This window comes from Cutibacterium acnes (genome assembly GCF_003030305.1).
Taxonomy (GTDB): domain Bacteria; phylum Actinomycetota; class Actinomycetes; order Propionibacteriales; family Propionibacteriaceae; genus Cutibacterium; species Cutibacterium acnes.
Genome location: NZ_CP023676.1, coordinates 2,150,455 through 2,169,114 on the forward strand (window position 1 = coordinate 2,150,455; position 18,660 = coordinate 2,169,114).

At 61.5% G+C, this 18,660-nt stretch carries 15 protein-coding genes and 1 pseudogene; 5 read left to right on the forward strand and 11 right to left on the reverse strand.

Annotated features, from left to right (window positions below):
- Positions 1 to 60: 60 nt before the first annotated feature.
- Genes CPA42_RS10775 through CPA42_RS10785 form a run of 3 tightly spaced genes read right to left on the reverse strand, consistent with a single transcriptional unit; the run spans position 61 to position 2,788 of the window.
- A complete protein-coding gene (locus CPA42_RS10775; protein ID WP_002516319.1) occupies positions 61 to 1,005 on the reverse strand; it encodes a fructose bisphosphate aldolase in 945 nt (314 codons plus the stop codon).
- Positions 1,006 to 1,034: 29 nt separating this feature from the next.
- On the reverse strand, positions 1,035 to 1,604 hold the full coding sequence (locus CPA42_RS10780; protein ID WP_002516174.1) for a flavin reductase: 570 nt from the start codon (positions 1,602 to 1,604) through the stop codon (positions 1,035 to 1,037).
- Positions 1,601 to 2,788 (reverse strand): Nramp family divalent metal transporter, encoded by a 1,188-nt coding sequence (locus CPA42_RS10785; RefSeq protein WP_002519476.1) that lies wholly within the window; start codon positions 2,786 to 2,788, stop codon positions 1,601 to 1,603. Before CPA42_RS10785 ends, CPA42_RS10780 begins: the two co-directional genes overlap by 4 nt.
- A 236-nt stretch (positions 2,789 to 3,024) precedes the next feature.
- Here CPA42_RS10785 and CPA42_RS10790 point away from each other — a divergent pair.
- From CPA42_RS10790 to CPA42_RS10805, 4 genes and pseudogenes are all read left to right on the forward strand, one after another.
- Positions 3,025 to 4,225, forward strand: a pseudogene (locus CPA42_RS10790) (sensor histidine kinase).
- 30 nt (positions 4,226 to 4,255) lie between these two features.
- Positions 4,256 to 4,930: a response regulator transcription factor gene (locus CPA42_RS10795; RefSeq protein ID WP_002516256.1), complete on the forward strand. Its 675-nt coding sequence runs from the start codon at positions 4,256 to 4,258 to the stop codon at positions 4,928 to 4,930.
- Between the two features lie 144 nt (positions 4,931 to 5,074).
- A complete protein-coding gene (locus CPA42_RS10800; RefSeq protein ID WP_002516354.1) occupies positions 5,075 to 5,809 on the forward strand; it encodes an ABC transporter ATP-binding protein in 735 nt (244 codons plus the stop codon).
- A complete protein-coding gene (locus CPA42_RS10805) occupies positions 5,806 to 8,229 on the forward strand; it encodes an ABC transporter permease (protein WP_002516281.1) in 2,424 nt (807 codons plus the stop codon). The genes CPA42_RS10800 and CPA42_RS10805 overlap by 4 nt, the downstream gene beginning before the upstream one ends.
- 35 nt (positions 8,230 to 8,264) lie before the next feature.
- Here CPA42_RS10805 and CPA42_RS10810 read toward each other — a convergent pair whose 3' ends face one another.
- Positions 8,265 to 8,645, reverse strand: coding sequence for an NUDIX hydrolase (locus CPA42_RS10810; protein WP_002519479.1), 381 nt, complete (start codon positions 8,643 to 8,645; stop codon positions 8,265 to 8,267).
- 155 nt (positions 8,646 to 8,800) lie between these two features.
- Between CPA42_RS10810 and CPA42_RS10815 the strand changes: the two genes are divergently transcribed.
- Entirely contained in the window at positions 8,801 to 10,159 is a 1,359-nt protein-coding gene (locus CPA42_RS10815; protein WP_002516284.1) for an amino acid permease, read from the forward strand.
- 42 nt (positions 10,160 to 10,201) lie between these two features.
- On the opposite strand, the gene CPA42_RS10820 is transcribed toward CPA42_RS10815, so the two are convergent.
- The 7 genes from CPA42_RS10820 to dnaK all read right to left on the reverse strand — a co-directional run bounded on the left by CPA42_RS10820 (position 10,202) and on the right by dnaK (position 18,420).
- A complete protein-coding gene (locus CPA42_RS10820) occupies positions 10,202 to 11,779 on the reverse strand; it encodes an aspartate:alanine exchanger family transporter (RefSeq protein ID WP_002516194.1) in 1,578 nt (525 codons plus the stop codon).
- Positions 11,780 to 11,978: 199 nt separating this feature from the next.
- On the reverse strand, positions 11,979 to 13,022 hold the full coding sequence (locus tag CPA42_RS10825; protein WP_002516239.1) for a zinc-binding dehydrogenase: 1,044 nt from the start codon (positions 13,020 to 13,022) through the stop codon (positions 11,979 to 11,981).
- 103 nt (positions 13,023 to 13,125) lie between these two features.
- Positions 13,126 to 14,034 (reverse strand): SGNH/GDSL hydrolase family protein, encoded by a 909-nt coding sequence (locus CPA42_RS10830; RefSeq protein ID WP_002516231.1) that lies wholly within the window; start codon positions 14,032 to 14,034, stop codon positions 13,126 to 13,128.
- Between the two features lie 103 nt (positions 14,035 to 14,137).
- A complete protein-coding gene (locus tag CPA42_RS10835) occupies positions 14,138 to 14,599 on the reverse strand; it encodes a heat shock protein transcriptional repressor HspR (RefSeq protein ID WP_002514480.1) in 462 nt (153 codons plus the stop codon).
- Position 14,600: 1 nt separating this feature from the next.
- Positions 14,601 to 15,743, reverse strand: coding sequence for a molecular chaperone DnaJ (dnaJ, locus tag CPA42_RS10840; RefSeq protein ID WP_002516350.1), 1,143 nt, complete (start codon positions 15,741 to 15,743; stop codon positions 14,601 to 14,603).
- Between the two features lie 73 nt (positions 15,744 to 15,816).
- Positions 15,817 to 16,482 (reverse strand): nucleotide exchange factor GrpE, encoded by a 666-nt coding sequence (gene grpE / locus CPA42_RS10845; protein ID WP_002516191.1) that lies wholly within the window; start codon positions 16,480 to 16,482, stop codon positions 15,817 to 15,819.
- An 84-nt stretch (positions 16,483 to 16,566) separates the two neighbouring features.
- Positions 16,567 to 18,420: a molecular chaperone DnaK gene (dnaK, locus tag CPA42_RS10850; protein ID WP_002514483.1), complete on the reverse strand. Its 1,854-nt coding sequence runs from the start codon at positions 18,418 to 18,420 to the stop codon at positions 16,567 to 16,569.
- Positions 18,421 to 18,660: the final 240 nt, after the last annotated feature.

The window sequence follows — 18,660 nt, forward strand, 5'->3', positions numbered from 1 at the left end:
CGAATGCTCACGCACGACAACGGGCCCGCACGTTTCCCAGCGGGCCCGTCTGTCGAAGGGTCAGGACACCGATGCGGCGTAAATCGAGTCGATAGAGGCACGCAGAGTCTGATCGAACTCCTGCTGCGACTGTGCGACGTTTAGCCCCTCGGCCAAAGCACGAGAGAAGCTCGCGATGAGTCCCCTGTTGCGGGCCAGCTTCTTGTTGGCCTCCTCACGGGAGTACCCACCAGACAGGGCGACAACGCGCAGGACCTTCGGATCCGCAATGAGGTCGGCATACAGGTCTTCGGAACTCGGGATCGTCAGCTTCAACATGATTTTGGCATCGAGCGGCAGAGAGTCGATGTGGGCGCGGATGAGGTTGTGCAGCCTTTCCTCAGCCTTCTCCTTATGTAGAGCGTGGATGTCGACCTCGGGTTCGAGGATCGGCACAAGACCCGCAGCGCGCACCTGTTCGGCCAGTTCGAACTGCTGGTCGACAATCTTTTCAATGCCAGCTTTGTCATCATCCAGGATAACAGAGCGCTCTTTGGTACCGAAGATGTGCTTGTCCTCGACGGCGCGATGCAGCAACTCGTCGAGGCCGGGAATCGGCTTCATGAGACGAACGTGGCGGTCTTCGTCAGCCAGGCCCTTATCAATCTTGAGAATGGGAACAATGCCCTTCTTCTCCCACAGGTAATCACCGGTGGGGATTCCCTCGATCTTGCGATCCATCGTCATCTCGAACAGGATCGCCGCGAGAATATGGTCGCTAGTAAAAGACGGGCTGGTGATGATCCTGGTCCGCATCTCGTGGACGAGATCGAACATCTTGTCCTGATCGTCTCCATAAACCTCAGGTTCTACCCCATATGCCTTGAGGGCCTTCGGGGTAGAACCGCCGGACTGGTCCAAGGCCGCAATGAATCCGGGCGCAGTACCCATGCGTTCAGTCTGCTGAGCGCGCGCATTAGTGGCTGTCATGGCGACATCTCCTTCGACTTCGATGACGTCTTCCAACGTACCCGAAAACGTGGGTCACGAAAGGTTTAGCGAGGGATCTCGTGCCACTCCCGAGCCATCCTCACCAACCCCGGGGCATGACAATTCCCAGCTTCGATCCGATCAATCGTTACCGCGATGAGTGTGGCCGATCCGGTATCAGTCATTGACTGAACGAAACCATGCAAAATGGGCCCCTGCATCTCTAACCGGGGTGCTCCCTCAGCGCTCGGCGCCCACTCGGTGCCGGCAAAGTGATCGGCCCCTGGCACAGCGAAGTCATCAGCGAGGTCCGCGCGATCTGCATCAAGCATGTGGACGATGACGCGGGACTCCTCCGTCAGGGTGGCCAGGGTCGTCGAACCATTACCCAACGACACCGACACAACAGCCGGGACGACTGACACCGACGCCAGGGAGGAGACCGTCAAGCCCTCGGGCCCAGCCGCTCCCATCGTCGTGAGGATCGCCACTCCAGCAGGGTACCCGCGAAATGCAGTGGCCAAATCGTTGGCTAGCTCGTGGGCAGAGGTCGGTGCGGGGTTCGGCGTCGTCACCCGCTTGAGTTTGTCACTCATTTTCACGATTGTCGCCAGAAAACTGCCCTCAAGGATCATGCACCCATGACCGTCTCGACGACGAGAACCACGTTGAGAGCCGAGACTGCTGCCACGACGATCCACGCGATGGCGGCCATGACACGGCCATTCGTCCATTGGCCCATCAGCCGCCGATCGCCGGTGAACCGAGCCAACGGCACCAACACGAGCGGCAACCCCATGCTCAACAGCACCTGGCTCCAGACGAGGGCCTGAGTCGGATTGGCTCCGGATGCCAGAATGATTAGCGCCGGGATGATCGTCACAAGTCGCCGGACCAGCATCGGCACCCTCATATGGAGAAGCCCGGCCATGATCTCAGCTCCGGCATACGCGCCAACGGAGGTTGAAGCCAGACCTGACGCGAACAGCCCCACCGCGAAAATAAGCCCCACTACCGGCCCCATTGAGTTACTCATGGCTGCATGAGCCTCAGCTATGCCGTCGATACCCTTAACACCTTGCAGGCTCGCCGCAGCCAACAGCAGCATCGCAATATTCACCGATCCTGCCAGCACCAGAGAGACCGCGACATCCCATCGGGTTGCTCGCAACAGCGTGGTGATCCGTTTTGGCCTGTCGTCGGTCCCGTGGCGATCACGCACCAGGGAAGAGTGCATGTATACCGCGTGAGGCATGACTGTAGCGCCCAGCATCGACGTGGCGAGCATGACGGTTTCAGTACCTTCAAACCGGGGCACTAGGCCTGACGCGACCCCACCCCATGACAGCGGGGAAAAAGCAAGACCGGCGGTGAACCCGATGGCGATGACGACGAGCATCCCGATAATGACGATCTCGAAGGTGCGCTGGCCATGACGCGACGGGATCGCCAAAATCGCCAGCGACAACGCCCCGGTCATAAGTCCACCTACGATCAGTGGGAGCCCGAACAGAAGCTGCAGGGCCACCGCCCCACCGATGACCTCCGCCAGATCAGTGGCGGCAGCGACAAGCTCGGCCTGAAACCAATAGGCCAGACGACTACCACGACGCGGCAGTGCCCCTCCGACAAGTTCGGGCAAGGAATGTCCGGTAACCAATCCGAGCTTGGCGGACAAATACTGCACCAACATCGCTACGACGTTGGCGACGACGAGCACCCATACCAGCAAGTAGCCGTAGCCGGCTCCGGCTGCCAGGTTCGCGGCGACGTTTCCCGGGTCGACGTACGCCACGGCGGCGACGAAAGCTGGCCCCATAAGGCGTATCACTCGGTTGCTCACATCGCCATCATGTCCCCTCAGGCAAGGAGCCCCAAAACGCCACAACTGTCACCCGTCAGGCGGCGAGCTGAATCGTCATGAAATCCACCGACGGAAGGATGTCACACGCGTCTTGTAGCCGTAGGGTCAGGAAAGTGAGCAGCGCTTCGATACCCCCACGACGCCCCCCGGGACGTTTGCGTCGTCGTTACCGATGGCTGCACGCCCACCCCATGATCCTCGATTCAGTAATGGCCTTCCTCGTCCTCATCGCCGCATTCGCGACGTGGGGACACGACACCAACCACAACACCGCTTACCGCGCATGGATGGCGCTGTGGGTACTGACTGTCTGTGCGTCCTGGGTGTGGGCCCGCACCAAGCCGGAAGTGACCGCTTCGGTGCTAGTCGCCTCACACATCCTTCAGCTAGCGGTCTACCCGTTCCCGTCACCGCAAAACACCCTAGTCCCCCTCATCCTCTATCAGGTGTCACTGAAGACCGACCCGCCCCGGCGCAGATTCTGGCTGGCCATGTGCGTCGTCGGCCCGGTTTCCGCCGGGGTGAGCTGGGGATTCGCCCCGACGACCTCCGAACCCATCAGCTATAACACTCACCTCATCCGCTTCTCCGTCATCATCATCGCGTGCATGGCCAGTTGTTTGGCAGCGTGGTTTGCCGGCAGCGCCACGAGTAGACCGACGTCAAACCATGGCAGCGTTGCGCCAACGTGCCATCGACCTGGAGCGCGAGCGCGACCAAAGCATCAGGCTAGCCACCCAGGAGGAGCGGGCCAAGATCGCCCGGGACATACACGACATTGTCGCCCACTCCTTGTCGGTCATCGTGGTGCAGGCAGACGGTGGCGCCTACCTGGCTCACCATGAAGAGGCCGGCGATATCGAGACCCGACTGTCAGCCAGTGGGCAGGCCCTCGACACGATCGCTACGACGGCCCGTCACGCCCTTGACGGGACTCGACGTCTCGTCGGTGTGCTGCGTGACAACGATGCTGGCCCGCAGCTGTCCCCCACTCAGGGCCTTGACGACATCCCCAACCTCATCAGGGAGATGAAGGGAGCTCTCGCCATCACTCTGACGATCAAAGGCCGCTCGGAATGTCACGAACCGTTGTCCCAAGGCGCCGAACTCGCCTGCTACCGCGTCGTCCAAGAAGCCCTCACCAATGTCCTTAAACACGGCGGCCCGACGGCAACCGCCCGCGTCACCATCAGCCACCACCCCGATGATGTCACCTTGGACATTCTCGACGATGGCCGCGGTACTAGCGTCACGGGTATCGAGCGCGCCGACGGGGCCGGACATGGCCTGGTGGGGATGCGAGAACGAATGTCCGCTTGGGGTGGCACCCTTGAGGTAGGGAGTCGCCCGGGCCACGGGTTCCGAGTCCGTGCCGTCATCCCTACCCGTTGATCGTCAGTTTGAGCCCCGAAGGACCACGCCATGACCGACCCGATCCGACTCCTCCTGGCCGACGACCAGCAGATGGTGCGCGCCGGGTTCCGCCTAGTCCTTGACGCCCAGCCGGATATGTCCGTCGTCGGGGAGGCTAATGACGGAGCTGAGGCCTTACAGCTCGTCGACGAGTTGGCCCCCGATGTTGTCCTTATGGATATCCGGATGCCTGTCCTTGATGGTTTGGGCGCCACCGAGAAGATCATGACAAGCCACCCTGAGGCCAAGATCCTCGTGCTGACGACCTTCGACCTTGACGAGTACGTCCACTCTGCGCTGCGAGCAGGGGCGTCCGGATTCATGCTCAAAGACGCTGGGCCCACCGAACTACTAGCCGCCATCCGCGCTGTCCGCGACGGTGACTCTGTCGTCGCCCCGTCGGCCACTCGCCGCCTCATAGAGAGGTTCATCCCCCGTCAGGGCGAAGGGGCTGCGACCATAACCGACCCGAAGCTCGTCGAGACTCTCTCAGACCGGGAGCGCGAGGTGCTTACCTGCGTCGGCGAAGGACTCACGAACGCCGAGATCGCCGAACGGCTCTACCTGGCCGAGACGACCGTCAAAACCCACATTGGCCACATCCTGTCAAAGCTGGGGCTGCGCGACCGCGTCTCCATGGTCATCACGGCCTATGATGCCGGTCTGGTGCGTCCGGGTCGCTGACCTTTCAGTTGACTACGGCGCTGCCGAAAATGGGCACATCCTCCTGCGGTAGGAGAGCCGAAACCACTCCCGGGACCGATGTGTGACGAGGGAAAACACCCTTAGCGTCAAAGGTGTTGTTAAACCTCTGACACAGGAGTTTCCATGTCTGCCTCAGTGACGGCCGCAACCACCATGACGTCTCGCACGGCCTCAGCGGTCCGCACTCTCGACCTCACTAAAACATACGGGTCCGGGACGACCCTTGTGAGAGCCCTGCGGTCGGTGACCCTCGACATACCTTCCGGACGGTTCACCGCAATCATGGGAGCGTCAGGTTCGGGCAAGTCGACCCTGCTGCACTGCATCACCGGGCTCGACTCCCCTACTTCGGGCCGGGTGTGGATTGGCGATACCGAGATCACCCATCTCGACGACGACGCCCTCACCAAGCTACGTCGCCAGCACGTCGGGTTCGTGTTTCAATCTTTCAACCTCATGCCCACTCTCAGCGCTGCTGACAACATCACCCTGCCGCTGCGTCTGTCGCACACCAAGGTCGACAAGGAATGGTTTGACCACATCACCGGAATGCTCGGCATTACCGAGCGTCTTGGCCATAAGCCGTCGCAGATGTCTGGCGGACAGCAGCAGCGCGTCGCCGTCGCCCGCGCCCTGGTGACCCGCCCCGACGTCATCGTCGCCGACGAGCCGACCGGCGCCCTCGATTCGGAGGCCAGCGGCGATCTGCTCACCTTCCTGCGTCACTGCGTCGACGATCTTGGTCAGACCGTCGTCATGGTCACCCATGATCACGACGCCGCTGCCAGGGCCGACGACATCGTCACCGTAACCGACGGCCAGGTCTCGACCGCTCGCAGCCAGGAGGCCCTGGCATGATCCACGAACGTCGTCGTCTTATACCCACGATGATCGCCGTCATCATTGGTGTGGCCTTCGTAGCCAGCACGCTGATGTTGATGGACTCGATCAAGGCCTACACGCTACGTATCCAGGCAGCAGCTGTCGGGGACGCCACCGCAGTGGTGACCGCTAAGGAGCCCTCGAAGCCTATGTCCTCGATAACTGTCGACAAGGTTGCCGCAGTGCCCGGCGTGACCTCAGTGGAGCAGACCCGTAACGCCTTCCTCCAGCGCACCGACAACGGGCAGGCCTCCTTCGTCAACGGTCACCTGGTCCCGGCCCATCCCCACTTGGTCAAGGGCCGAGCACCAGCCAAGCTGGACGAGGTAGCCGTCAACCAATCCACTGCCGGCAACAACGCCGGGATCGGATCGAAGATCATCGTCAACGACCCCTCCCGAAACGGTGCGAAGCCCATTACCCTCACCGTGGTTGGTGTGCTCGACCCGGACGCCCGCACCACGACCACACCGACTTCCCCGGAAATTTACCTATCGGCCGCCAATCTGGGACGCATCAGCGGTCATTCCGGTGCCAATACCGTGTACGTAAACTCTGACCGCCCTGCCTCGCAGATCGCGCAGGAGGTTTCGAAGGTTGTCGGCACCACAGCAACGGTCCGCACCGCCGACGACGAGCGAGCCTATGAGGCCAACCAAGCCTCCCAGGGATTCGCCGCCATGACGACCTTCATGGGAGCCTTTGCCGTGATCGCCCTGGTTGTAGCCGCGATCGTTATCGTCAACACCTTTACGATCCTCGTCGTACAACGCACTCGCACCCTCGCCCTGGCGCGCTGCATCGGTGCCACCCGAAAACAGGTGCGACGCTCGGTTCTCGGGGAAGCGCTCATCGCCGGTCTCATCGGGTCGGTTGTCGGAACTGCCCTGGGTATCGGCGTCACCCAGCTCATGCTTATGGGCCTCAAGGCTGCTGGATCCCCGATCGACACCTCAGTGAGCGTCACCGTGACGTCCTGCATCATCCCAATCCTTGTAGGTGTGGTCGTCACAACTCTGGCTGCCTTGCCTCCGGCACGACGCGCCACCAAGGTCACTCCAGTGGTGGCACTCCAGCCGGTGACTGAGACGCCCACTCGCAAGATTGGACGGGTCCGCGTCGGGTTCGGAACGCTGCTCTTCCTCGCTGGTACTGCCCTTGTCATCACCTGCGCAACGAGCGATATGGAGACGAAGAACGCCGTGATGTGCGGGGTCGCCGGCGGGTTCATCAGCTTTGCCGGAGTGCTCGTGTTAGCTCCTGTCCTCATCGGAAGCCTAGGCCGAGCCATCGGTGTCGCTCGTCCTGGCGGGATTCCCGGGGAGCTGGCTATCGAGAACACCCAGCGCAACCCACGCCGCACTGCCACAACGGCGTCGGCTTTGCTTATCGGCGTCACCCTCATCGCCACCGTTGCGACGGGTGCCGCCACCGGTCGGGCCTCCATTGGCAACATGATGAACGGGCATTTCCCCGTTGACGCTACTGTGAGAGCCCAGGGCCCGCTCAACAACGCCACCATTGGCGACGTCAAGAGGTCCGACGGTGTCTGTCAGGTCGCCACTGTGACGACGGTCCCCGGCACGGTTGAGGCCGGTGGCAAGGCCACAAAGGTCGCTGTCCAGGCAGCGTCTCCGGAGTTCCCCAAGGTCGTCCGTGACGAGTCCGCTGCCAAGGGACTCGACGACAGCCACGCTGTGGGAGCGCTGCCTGGGGCCGCCGATGGCAGCAAGATCACCGTCACCGTTAATGGGAAGAAAGCCAATCTGACCCTGGTACGACATGGCAAGGACAACGAGGGACTCATCGTCACCCAAGGCATCCTCACCAAGCTGGCGCCTCATGCCCAACCCACTGAAATCCAGGTGCGTTATCAGGACGGCACCGATCAGTCCAAGGCCACCCAAGCCCTGTCCAAGTCGATGTCGACCCACCCAGGGGTGACGGTAACGTCATCGGCCGATCAGAAAGCCCAGATGGACAAGATCATCAACATCATGCTTGGGATGGTCGTCGGGTTGCTGGTGATTTCGGTCATCATTGCCATAGTCGGCGTCGCGAACACCTTGGGTCTATCGGTGGTAGAGCGCACCCGTGAGATCGGACTGTTACGCGCCCTCGGCCTGACTCGCGCACAGGTCCGATCGATGTTCGGCAAAGAAGCGCTCATGCTCTCGGGCATCGCAGCGATCCTGGGCATTGCCCTGGGGATCGGGTACGGCATCGCCGGATCCCACGCCCTTTTTGGCTCCCTCATGACCGTCGAGACATCCGTGCCATGGTTGCAGCTGCTCATCGTCGCCCTCGTTGCCGTGCTGGCCGGATGGCTGGCATCGGTGATCCCAGGCCGTCGAGGAGCCACGATCAAGCCGGCCGTCGCACTAGCTGAGGAGTGAGCAGACCTAGCGCCCTCGTGGTGACTGAGTGAGGTTTACAGCAAGCCCTGCTGCTGTAAAGCCGGGATAACCCGGTCACACAGCAGCGGGGCCTGACGCACGTCGTCATAGCAGTGGTCGAGGTCAGTCCACTCGTACTCGACGATCTCGGAGTCTGGGACGGGCTCAGGCCAGATCTCACGCCAGTTGCACACGTAGACCACACACCGGATGCCGTCAGCGTCATGGTTAGCTGCGGGGGCGTCAAAGGTGCCGAGGTGCTTGAGGTCGTCCGGATCAAGAACCAGACGGGTTTCTTCTCGGGCCTCGCGAATGGCGGCCTCCAGCGGGGTCTCCCCCAGCTCAATCTTGCCTCCCGGCAAGATGACGTGATCGGCCCCCTTCTTGCGGACGTTGAGGCAAGTCCGGCCTCGCATCAGGCACACGGCGGCTAAGCTGAATATCACGCGGTCAGGGTATCGGCCGGAACCATCCCGCCAGGTCACCACACACTGGACGGACGGCGCCACGTCGCGCCCACCCTTCGATCAACACCGGTTCCCATCGACACCCGCCTCTAAACTCACAGACCGTGACCGAACCCGACCAGCAACTGCATCGCAGTCTGCGCAACCGACACATCCAACTCATCGCCTTGGGTGGCGCAATCGGAACCGGTCTGTTCTACGGAGCAGCCGACTCTATCGCGGCCGCCGGACCGGCGGTCATCGTCAGTTACCTCGTTGGTGGCGTAGTGATCTATCTCATCATGCGAGCTCTTGGCGAAATGAGCGTCCACAACCCGACTTCGGGTGCCTTCAGTGAGTACGCGCACCAGTGGTGGGGAGATCTCCCCGGGTTCATCTCCGGCTGGAACTACTGGTTCAACTACATCTTCGTGTCGATGGCCGAGCTCTCGGTGGTCGGGATCTACATCAACTATTGGTTCCCTGTCGTCCCCCGGTGGGTGTCAGCGGCGGTACTGCTTGCCATCGTCACAACCGTCAATCTCCTCCACGTCCGCGCCTACGGAGAAGTGGAGTTCTGGTTCGCCATCATCAAGGTCGTCGCGATTATTGCCATGATCGTCCTGGGCCTGTGGATTATATTCTTCGGCACCGGCTCCACCCCGGCGACTGGCATCGGCAATCTGTGGCGCAATGGCGGATTTTTGCCTCACGGCGTCACCGGGATGCTCGCCGGGATCATCGTCGTCATGTTCTCCTTTGGCGGCACCGAGCTCATCGGCATCACCGCCGGTGAGGCCGAAGATCCGCAGCGCTCCATCCCCAGGGCCATTAACCGAGTCGTCGGGCGCATCCTGCTGTTCTACGTCGGTGCGCTCATCGTCATGGTGGCGATTGTCCCGTGGACGAAGATCGACGGAAACGCCAGCCCCTTCGTCCAGATTTTCGACCTCGTCGGGATCCCGGGAGCGGCAGCCATCCTCAACCTCGTCGTTCTCACCGCAGCGATCTCGGCGTATAACTCTGGTCTGTACGCCAATGGACGCATGCTCCACGCCCTGGCCCATCAAGGGGATGCCCCCGCCTTCCTCGGCAAGGTAAATAAGGCCGGGTCGCCGTGGGCCGGGGTACTTCTGTCTAGCGCCGTAACAGCTATTGCAGTGGTCGTCGTCGGGCTGCTACCGGAACAGGCGTTCGTGTACATCATGTCGATCGCCATGATCGCCGCAATCATCAACTGGGCGACGATCATCATCACCCAGATGCTCTTTCGTCGCCGTCTCGACCCTGAATCCCGCTCCGAGCTGCGTTTCACGATGCCGGGAGCCCCCGTCACCAACTGGATCGTGCTGGCCTTCCTGGTACTCATGGTCGTCGTCATGACAACCATGCCGCCCTACCGGATCGCGGTGGCTATCGGCCCCATCTGGCTGGCTGTCCTGGGCCTGGGGTGGCAGCTGTCACGGCGCCGTCAGACTTTGTAAACGATCGGGTAAAACGACCGATAGGCGGTGACCCGAGGCTGTTTAGACCAGCACAATCACCTGTACTAGTAGGATTTTGACGACGGTTCCTAACGCGAAAAGGGCACCGTAGGCCGACTCGATCCGTTCGTCATTAACGAGAGAGTTGGCGTAGCTAAGGATGGCGGGCTGACCAACGAAGCCTGCAAAAGCACCCGTAGCGCGCTGGGCCGAAAGCTTCATACACCAGGCTGCTGCGATGACGATCGCACCACCAAGGACCAGGGTCACAGCCGAGACGGCAATAACCGCCAGACCCGTCCCGCTCACCGCCTGGGACAAGAATGCTGGCCCGGACGCCAGCCCGACGCAGGCCAGGAAGATCATGAGCCCGAGCTGACGCAGAATCGCGTTCGTCGCGTGCGGCAATTGCCACCGCAGCGGCCCCGTACGGTGAATCGATCCTAAGATCATGCCCATGACCAGCGGCCCAGCAGCGGTTCCCAGCTCGAACTGCAACCCCCTGGGCAGGGCCACCATGAGGGCACCGAGCAATAAGCCAAGAGCGGCACCCAATCCCAAAGACAGAGCATCCACTTGGGAGACGCGAGCCTCAGAGTCGCCAAAGAGGTCCGCAGCGTCGGAAAGGCGATGAGCTGGCACAACACACAGCACCCGATCTCCTGGCTGCAGGACGATATCGCTGCGAGCCAACATATCGAGGTCACCGCGACGTACTCGCGTCACCTTGCCACTGGTACGTCCGCGCACATCGATGCTGCCTAAGGTGCGGCCCACCAAGGCCGGGTTGGACACCACAAAGCGCCGGAAATCGAGCTCGTTGCGCTCGTTGGTGAGGGTGCGCTCGGAGACGTGCCCGAGGTGCTCGACAGCACGATTGACGTCGTCAGGGTTTCCGACCACCAGCACCTGATCACCGACGTGGAGATCGTCGTCGGGGGTGGCCAATCGCATCTCGCCATCGCGCAGCAGATAGGACATCCGAACCTGGTCGTCATTAAAGCCAGGGGTCTGCCGGATCGATGTCTCCCGGTCGACGACTGTCGACACCGCGGTAAGCCCAGCCTCAGCCATTGAGGTGTTGTCTTTGCTGGCCGGCCAGCATCTCTTAGCAATGATTGCGACCATAATGAGCCCGACGACGACGCCCACGGGATAGGACAGCGCATACCCCACAAGAGTATCTGCGGCTCCATGGGTAGCCATCGATGCGGCGTCAATGGCTGGTGAGGTGAGGACACCGGCGTACAGACCCGCAACGTGAGCCGGGGTTAAACCGAAGAGTCGCCCCAGGCCGAGTCCAGCTGCGGCCATCACTGCCAACCCGACGACACCGGCGAGCATGAGGCCCCACTGACGTTTGAGGTCAGATAAGAAGGTCGATCCAGCAGCCAGGCCCACGGTGTAGCAGAACAGCACGACGCCTAGGCCTTTGATCATCCCCAGGTTTTGACCGAAGCGAGGATCAAGGGCCCCGACGACCAGCCCCATAAACAGGGCTCCAGCGGCACCAAATCTCAACGGGCCAAACTTGATTTGGCCTAGCAAGGCGCCGGAGGCCAGGACGATCAGGATCGTCAGCAGTTGATGCGTGGCAAGAAAGTCGGTCAGTACTGTCATGAAGCTCCTGGCATCGTGCCGACGTTCCCGCCGCGACGGCAGGATGCGCGTCGCAGCAATCCCGGTCGATCCGGGACTTAACCCTTGAATTGTAGGCCTTCGCTCAGACACAGAGGTTGCACACAGCTGCATGGATTGATGCCGCCCAACGCGAAGGTGCCGCCACAACGAATCGCGACGGCACCCGTGATGCGCTCCATCAGGGCTTGACCAGGATACGGATCGGGTTGCCCTGGTGGGACTCGAGCTCCGCGATGCCGCTCTCGACATCCTTCAACGGGATGACCTTTGAGATGGACTCCGTGAGGTCCAGGCGGTGATAGGACAACATCTCGGCGAGCAGGGCGATGTCCTGAGACTTGTAACCAAGGTGGCCAAGGACCTGCTTGCGTTGCAGGTTGAAGTTGAGGAATGGACCAGCGTCGATGTCCTGGGCGGACAGCCCAACCGAAACCGCCTTGCCATCAACGTCGAGGGAGTCGACGCAGGCACGCAGCGTCGGCTTGATGCCGACGGCGTCGAAGGCAACGTCGATCATGCGGCCATGAGTGATGTCCTCGATTTTCTGCATGAGCTCGGGGTCGTCGCTACGCAGAGTGTGGTCGGCGCCGACTCGCTTAGCGCGCTCGAGGACAGCGTCATTGAGATCAATAGCAATGACGGGGACGCCGCCGGCAAGCTTGGCTAGTTGGACGAGGTGGGTTCCGACACCGCCGACGCCCCACACGGCCACGGCATTGCCCATGTGGACCTTGCCGGTACGCACGACGGCAGCATACGGGGTAGATACGGCGTCTGCGAGCAGAGCGGCCTGGTCCAGTGGGACGTTGTCAGGGATCTTCGTCATACCGGAGGCCTGCGCAATGTGGTACTCAGCCCATGCGCCGTCGTAGGCAAAAGCCATGAGGTTCAGATCCAGACAGTCCGTGAAGGCACCGCGGCGGCACTTGCGACACTTGAGACAAGGGCGACCGGCGGATGGGATGACGCGGTCACCCTCCTTCCAACCGATGACGCCCGCACCGAGCTCGACGATGGTTCCGGATGCCTCATGGCCCTGAGTCACTACTGGCAGAGCTGCAGGGAACGCACCGCTAATGAGACTCAGGTCAGAATGGCAAATACCGCAGTAAGCGACCTTGACAAGCACCTCACCGGGTCCCGGGTGCGGGATCGGGATATCTTCGAGGGTGATAGACCGATCTGCGGCGTGGAAACGTTCAGCAAGCATGGTTTCTGTCATCGTTGATCCCCTCTGTGAGCGCGCCGACCCCATTGCCAACTGCCAACGCTATTGATGCCGAGGTTAATACGCCATCCTGCGGTTTGCTCGCTACTTCAGCCGATCAGGACAGTGCGGCCTCGACAGCCTCCGCTAGCACCTTGTGCCCTTGCTCGGATGGATGATCCCCGTCGTCAGTGAGCAGTGCTGTGTCATCACGCGTGCCATCTGCTCCCCTAAACGGGGTACGGAAGTCGACGTAGACCGCTCCGACCTCGTGGGCGATCTTCTTGACGTTGGCGTTGAAGGCCTCGGTGATCATATCGGTCACCTTGACGTAGTCGGGCCCGTTCTCGCGGCCCGCCTTGCCGTCCAGCCCCACGTCCCAATACCCGGTGACGACAACAGTCGCTCTCGGCGTCTTCATCGCGGCCTTGACGCGTTCCAGGATCGTCCGCACTCGATCAGTCACACCGTTAACATCATCAGCTATACATGACGCATCAGAATGAGCACACTGACCCACCATTGTGTCGAGGTCGAAGTCGTTCGCACCGATCGTCACTATCGCTAGATCAGACGTTGCCAGCAGAGCCTTCGCGTTATTGGACTCAAGCTGGGTCAATAGGTCAGCGGTCTTGTATCCCGATACCGACTCGTTATGCACAGCAGCCTTCACCCCGGCTTTACGTGCCATATCGGTGCCGACTCTCTCGATGAACGTCGTGCAGCCGGTACATGTGCCGCCCTGCGGCACCGAATCACCCAGGCCGAGGGTCGCCAAAGTTCCGCCATGCTCTGTCACCTGCCCAGCTGCGTACGCCGCAGGTGTTGGAGCTTGTAACGGCGTGACCGTCGACGAGACAGCAGAGAACGCGCTCGTTGCCGGGCCCGGCGCGCTCGCGGCGCTAGACCTGTAGCGATTCTGAAACACCGACCCGAAGGCATGGGTATAAGGTCGCAACCCGATCGCTATTCCCGCCACGATGACCACAGCGACCACAACACTGAGAATCTTAAGAATTCTCTTCATACTCTCATCCTGCCTTACCAAGCCTCACCTGCATACCTCTCGCAGCAGGAGTCCAATCTGCATTCAGCAGATTCACAGCAGGCCACACCATCGTGGTCTGAAGTCAACCACGATGAGAAGGCAGTGCCAACTGGGCATGAACGACCGTCCGACCCATATGCACCCGGCCGGTCGACTCAGCAGTAAAGACTCTCGGATCTTCACTGCCCTGGTAACGCGCCACTTGCATCCCACGCACGGTGTCGGTGAGCTCGTCCACCTGCTCCGACAACTGTTCGATCCTACGTTCCATCTGAAGGATCCTTCGGATGCCGTTGAGGTTAATCCCCTCTTCCTGGGACAGATGCTGGACCATCCGCAACGCAGCAACGTCACGCATCGAGTAGCGACGCCCCCGCCCCCGAGTGCGTTCGGGCACTACAAGCCCGAGCCGATCGTAAGTGCGCAGGGTCTGAGGGTGCATTCCGGCGAGCTCTGCCGCCACTGAGATGGCGAAGATGGCAGCGTCCTTGTCGATCACCGCAAGATCAACAGCGTCGGATAGATTCCTGCTGCGCCTCACCATCTCACTTCACCTCCCATGGTCGCGGAGTGGCCTGGGGGAGGGAGTCACGAAGTCTCTCCACGACATGCCGGGCGTCGTCGTCAAGACTCTCCGGGACAGCAATCTCAACGGTGGCGAGTAGATCCCCCCTGCTGCCGTCGGAACGCGGCACTCCACGCCCCCGCACCCGGAAGGTACGGCCATTCGGTGTCCCAGCCGGAATACGCAGTCGAACGGTCGTTCCCGCTAGAGTCGGCACCTCCACCTCGGCGCCCAGAGTGGCCTCTGGAAAGGTCACTGGCACGGTGACGGTGAGGTTGTGGCCGTCACGACCAAAGATCTCGTGTGGACGCACCGTCACCTTGACGTAAAGGTCACCCGCTTTCCCGCCATTCTCGCCAGGAGACCCCTTGCCCTTAATGCGAATGCGCTGACCATCCTCCACCCCGGCAGGGATGCGGATCTGCATAGACTTGGTGGACTTAGCCCGACCCGATCCGTGGCAGACCTGACAGGGGTCCTCAACGATCATGCCTCGACCGTGACAATCCGGGCAGGGCTCGGTCATCTCGAACACCCCACCAGCCGAGCTAGCATGCATACCCGACCCTTGACAGGTCGAGCACACTCGCGGAACGGTACCAGCCCGAGCTCCAGTCCCCCGACATGCCTGGCAGGGTGCCTGAGAGACCATGTCCATAGTGACGGTGGTCCCAGACACGGCATCGTCGAAGGAAATCGTCGTCTCCCCCTCAACGTCAGCTCCCCGACGTGGCGACCGGGACGCTGTGCGACGTCCCCCGCTAGCCCCAAAGAGATTGCCGAACAGGTCACCGAACCCGTCCCCGTTGGAGGCAGTACGTAGAAAATCCTCCACGTTGACGCTGGTCTGCGCTCCACCACGCGGGAACCGGAATCCACCTGCTGATCCGAACAGGCTACGAGCCTGGTCGTACTCCTTGCGCTTCTTGACGTTCGACAGCACGTCGTTGGCCTCCGAGGCCTCCTTGAAACGAGCCTCAGCGGCTTTATCACCAGGGTGGGAGTCGGGATGGTTGTCCCGGGCGATCTTGCGGAACGCCTTCTTAATTTCTTCGGGCTTCGCGTCCTTGGAGACACCGAGGATCTTGTAGTAATCCTTCTCAGCCCAGTCCTTGGTACTCATCTAATTCCTCCCTCCCTGGCCATCGTCGGATTTGCGGTCATGGTGGCCTCATCGTAGTCGGCCAAGATCGCCGTCACTCGTTACGCGGCGTCTCGTCATCCTCGTCAGCCTGAGCGGACTCGCCATCAGCCTGGCTGGATTCATCGGCTGAGGTCGCGTTGGGATCCGGGTCCGAGACGGCCACACGTGCCGGACGCAGGACGCGATCGCCAAGCTTGTAGCCGGGCTGCATTACCTGGCTGACGGAGGTGACGGAGACCCCCTCCATCGGCATCTGCATGAGTGCCTCGTGGAGGTTCGGGTCAAAGACGTCACCCACCTCGCCGAAACTGGTCAGGCCGTGATTATTGGCGACCTTCTCCAGCTCGTCGACGACGAGCTTGAAACCGCCCTCAACCTCACCGTGCTGACGAGCCATGGCGATTGAGTCGAGCACCGGCATAAGGTCGGTGATGACCTTGTCCACACCGGACTGACGCGACAGCGCGCGGTCACGGTCAACACGCCTCTTGTAGTTGACGTATTCGGCCTGTAGACGCTGCAGGTCCTCGGTACGCTCGGCCAGCAGAGCCTCGAGTTGGGACTCACGGGACAGTTCCTCCGGAGCCGGCGAGTCAGTGGCCGACTGATCAGCGTCGATGTCGACGTCACCAACAATGTCGGCAAAACGCTCGTCGACGTTGTCGTCGCGGTTCTCGTCGGCCTGGTCGTCGTCGGGATTGACGTTCTTATCAGTCATCTGTGTTCCTTCACGTGAGTGCCGGCCGCCGGGCCATCGCGATGGCGACCCGGCGGCGGGGCTGGGGTCAGGCCGTGGCCCCGGTCACTTTTTCTCGTCCTCGTCGTCGACGATTTCCGCATCCACGACGGTGTCATCACCAGACTCCGAGCTGGCCGACTCTGCGTCTTGGCCCTGCGGGTTCTCGGCCTGAGCCTGCTGAGCGGCAGCGTAGATCGCCTGGCCCATGGCGGACGCCTTCTGGTTGAGGTCGTCCATGGCGGCCTTAACCTCGTCGTCGTTGTCGGTGCCCTTCAGGGTCTCCTTCAATGTGGCGATGGCCTCAGTCACCGGAGTCTTGGTGTCCTCGGGGATCTTGTCGGAGTTCTCGTCGAGCAGCTTCTCGGTACGGAACGCCAGGGCATCGGCCTCGTTACGCATCTCAACGGCCTCGCGACGCTTCTTGTCAGCCTCGGCGTTGGCCTCAGCCTCCTTGACCATGCGGTCGATCTCGTCCTTGCCCAGGGCGGATCCGCCGGTGACAGTCATGGACTGCTCCTTCCCGGTGGCCATGTCCTTGGCGTGGACGTGGACGATGCCATTGGCGTCGATGTCGAAAGACACCTCGATCTGCGGGATGCCGCGCGGGGCCGGCATAAGACCGGTCAGCTCAAAGTTGCCCAGCGACTTGTTATCGCGGACGAACTCACGCTCACCCTGGAACACCTGGATCATCACCGACGGCTGATTGTCCTCAGCAGTAGTGAACACCTCCGAACGCTTGGTCGGGATGGTGGTGTTGCGCTCGATGATCTTGGTCATCACGCCGCCCTTGGTCTCAATGCCGAGGCTCAGCGGGGTGACGTCGAGGAGCAGTACATCTTTGACCTCACCCTTCAGCACACCGGCTTGCAGGGAGGCGCCGAGGGCCACAACCTCATCGGGGTTGACGCCCTTGTGCGGATCCTTACCAGCGAGTTCCTTGACGAGCTCGGCGACAGCGGGCATACGGGTCGAACCACCAACGAGGATGACCTCGTCGATCTGCGAGACGTTGAGTCCGGCATCCTTCATGACGGCGTTGAACGGGGTGCGGCAGCGCTCGAGGAGGTCGGAGGTCATGCGCTGGAACTCAGCGCGGGTCAGCTTCTCGTCAAGGTGGAGAGGCCCAGCAGCACCAGCGGTGATGTACGGCAGATTGATATGGGTTTCAGAAGCCTGCGACAACTCAATCTTGGCGCGCTCGGCGGCCTCCTGCAGACGCTGCTTGGCCATCTTGTCGGCAGCCAGGTCAATGCCGTTAGCGTTCTTGAACTGGGTGACGAGCCAGTCGACGATGCGCTGGTCCCAGTCGTCACCGCCGAGGTGGTTATCGCCGTTGGTGGCCTTCACCTCGAAAACGCCGTCGGAGATGTCGAGCAGGGAGACGTCGAAGGTGCCACCACCGAGGTCAAAGACCAGGACGGTCTGGTCCTTGTCGGTCTTGTCGAGGCCATATGCCAAGGCGGCTGCGGTGGGCTCGTTGACGATACGGTCGACGGCCAGACCGGCGATCTCACCGGCCTCCTTGGTGGCCTGACGCTGGGCGTCAGAGAAGTAAGCCGGGACGGTGATGACGGCGTTCGTCACCGGCTCACCGAGGTAAGCCTCGGCATCCCTCTTGAGTTTCTGCAGGATGAACGCACTGATCTGCTGAGGCTTGTAAGTCTTGTCGTCAACACCCATGGTCCACGCTTCACCCATATGGCGCTTGACGGAGCGGACAGTGCGGTCAACGTTGGTGACGGCCTGGCGCTTGGCGACTTCGCCGACGAGGGTCTCGCCGGAGTTAGTGAATGCGACCACCGACGGGGTGGTACGAGCACCCTCAGCGTTCGGGATGACAGTGGGCTCGCCGCCCTCAAGGACGGCGACGCACGAGTTGGTGGTTCCGAGGTCGATACCGACTGAACGGGCCATAGTTGGTTTCCTCCTGATGGACGAATGTTCTGGGACTACATCCCCTTGAGCGACTTCGACTCAACTCTAGCCTCTGAGTCACGAGCACTCAAGTTGACGTTGGCTGATTTTTCATGAAGTTGAGTTCGCTACACTCAACCGACGATCCGGCGGGAGTATTCCCACCCACCGAAAGTCTCGTCAGGACATCCTCAGACGGCCCCTTCCGACCATGAAAAATGCCGGACGGCGAACCGTCCG

Bases quoted from the DNA above. Each gene is read 5' to 3' on its own strand.
- CPA42_RS10780 (WP_002516174.1), bottom strand. From the start codon at position 1,604: ATGATCCTTGAGGGCAGTTTTCTGGCGACAATCGTGAAAATGAGTGAC.
- CPA42_RS10785 (WP_002519476.1), bottom strand. From the start codon at position 2,788: ATGGGGCCAGCTTTCGTCGCCGCCGTGGCGTACGTCGACCCGGGAAAC.
- CPA42_RS10795 (WP_002516256.1), top strand. From the start codon at position 4,256: ATGACCGACCCGATCCGACTCCTCCTGGCCGACGACCAGCAGATGGTG.
- CPA42_RS10800 (WP_002516354.1), top strand. From the start codon at position 5,075: ATGTCTGCCTCAGTGACGGCCGCAACCACCATGACGTCTCGCACGGCC.
- CPA42_RS10805 (WP_002516281.1), top strand. From the start codon at position 5,806: ATGATCCACGAACGTCGTCGTCTTATACCCACGATGATCGCCGTCATC.
- CPA42_RS10810 (WP_002519479.1), bottom strand. From the start codon at position 8,645: ATGCGAGGCCGGACTTGCCTCAACGTCCGCAAGAAGGGGGCCGATCAC.
- CPA42_RS10820 (WP_002516194.1), bottom strand. From the start codon at position 11,779: ATGACAGTACTGACCGACTTTCTTGCCACGCATCAACTGCTGACGATC.
- CPA42_RS10825 (WP_002516239.1), bottom strand. From the start codon at position 13,022: ATGACAGAAACCATGCTTGCTGAACGTTTCCACGCCGCAGATCGGTCT.
- CPA42_RS10830 (WP_002516231.1), bottom strand. From the start codon at position 14,034: ATGAAGAGAATTCTTAAGATTCTCAGTGTTGTGGTCGCTGTGGTCATC.
- CPA42_RS10835 (WP_002514480.1), bottom strand. From the start codon at position 14,599: ATGGTGAGGCGCAGCAGGAATCTATCCGACGCTGTTGATCTTGCGGTG.
- dnaJ (WP_002516350.1), bottom strand. From the start codon at position 15,743: ATGAGTACCAAGGACTGGGCTGAGAAGGATTACTACAAGATCCTCGGT.
- grpE (WP_002516191.1), bottom strand. From the start codon at position 16,482: ATGACTGATAAGAACGTCAATCCCGACGACGACCAGGCCGACGAGAAC.
- dnaK (WP_002514483.1), bottom strand. From the start codon at position 18,420: ATGGCCCGTTCAGTCGGTATCGACCTCGGAACCACCAACTCGTGCGTC.